The sequence below is a fragment of the Thiosulfatihalobacter marinus genome (assembly GCF_016019955.1).
GTDB classification, from domain to species: Bacteria; Pseudomonadota; Alphaproteobacteria; order Rhodobacterales; family Rhodobacteraceae; genus Shimia; species Shimia marinus_A.
In genome coordinates, this window is sequence record NZ_JAECRZ010000045.1 from 1 (window position 1) to 1,564 (window position 1,564).

The 1,564-nt window shown below is 57.0% G+C and carries 1 protein-coding gene; it reads right to left on the reverse strand.

Going from position 1 to position 1,564, the window contains the following annotated elements:
- Window positions 1-377: 377 nt before the first annotated feature.
- Window positions 378-1,409 carry an IS110 family RNA-guided transposase gene (locus I3253_RS20300; protein WP_148057218.1) on the reverse strand — a complete coding sequence of 344 codons (1,032 nt, stop codon included), beginning with the start codon at window positions 1,407-1,409 and terminating at the stop codon, window positions 378-380.
- Window positions 1,410-1,564: the final 155 nt, after the last annotated feature.

Here is a 1,564-nt window from a genome sequence, read left to right on the forward strand (position 1 = left end):
ACACTTCCGTAATGGGGCGGATCATTGTCAAGGGTTTCCGGCAAGCCAAGAATTCCGGCGAACATTTCTTTCTTCACCGGGTTTAAAACACAAAATCAAAAGCTTACTTTTTCTTTTTCACTGCAACGGCACTTCAGGACCGAGGGCTCCCCCTGCCCGGGCTTCGCTCTTCCGTCCGTAGTCAGCCTCAAAGCTGCCACTCTATGCCTGGTTCAAATCTGGTCCTGGGTGCCCATCTTTCACGCGCATTCAACAGGTGTTGATAGCCAGTGTCCTTACGGCATCTCCAGGAACCTCGTCCCGAAAAGGGACCTCTGCGTACCTGTTGTCAGTTGCAGTTCATGCCTCCGTTACGAAAAATCCTTGATGCGTGTCGCTTAGGCCGTCGGGCCCGGGTTCAGCGTGAAGCGAAACGGCGAACCGTCCATCCACATGCGATGCAAAATGACGCCAATTCGGCGCGCGAGCGCAATCAGGGCCCGTTTCGATCCACGCCTGTGCGCCACTCTGAGTGCCCAGGCCTGCAACCAGTTCGGTGCTGCGCGGTGCATCAAGATCGTCGCGGCCTGATACAACGCCGATCGCAATCCTCGATCACCCGCTCGTGTAATCTGCCCGACAATGTCCATCTCTCCGGATTGAGTGCGCCTCGGCGTCAGCCCGACCCAAGGACCGATATCCCTTGATTTCGCGAAGCGGGCCGGGTCATCAATCGCGGATCTTACGGTCAAAGCAACAATTGGGCCAACACCGGGCATTGTCATCATGAGACGGCAAACATCGTCATGTTCCGCCAACCCCACGACCTTTTCATCCAGGCTGGCCAGCTCTGTCCTCAGCTGCCCCCGAGCCCGCAGAAGGGCCAACGCCGAGGCGGACAAGATGTCATTGTCGGCAACCAGCTCCCTCACCCGGGCCTCGTACCTTACCCGGGTGACATGCCCAAGCTTCAGGCCGAAGTTCCTGAGCACTCCCCTCATCGAGAGTTCGATGTTGATGATCGCCTGCTGAATAGACTTGCGCGCCGACAGCAACGCGCGAATTTCCTGGGAGGACACGGATTTGCGGTGCACGGGCCTGTACCAACCCATTTGCAACAATCGAGCAATTCCCTGGGCATCGCGCCTATCGGTCTTGATAGGCATGGCTTTCAAGGCGGCCTTCACCAATCGCGTTTCCATCAAGACCACGTCAAATCCGGCCTCTTCGATGCCCTTGCTCAGCCATTGGGACAGTGGTCCGGCTTCGAGCCCGATCGCGTCGACCGCGTACGGCAATGACGCCATCGCACGCACCAGCGCTTCAGGCTCGCTGGCTGCCTCCAACTCCTCAACAACCTTCCCTTGCGGCCCCAGCACACAAATCGCCGTGCTTGCCAGAGATACATCCAATCCGATAAATACATTCATGTCGTTGCCCTTCTATTCTTAGGAATTGAGGCGCATGGAAACATACGACCTCGTAGACGCGCTGCAGGCGCATCAAGGGCAACGGCACTTCAGATCATGCTGACAAACAAGCGAAACGTGCTCGATTCGCCGAAAGCCCCATTACGGCATCTTTC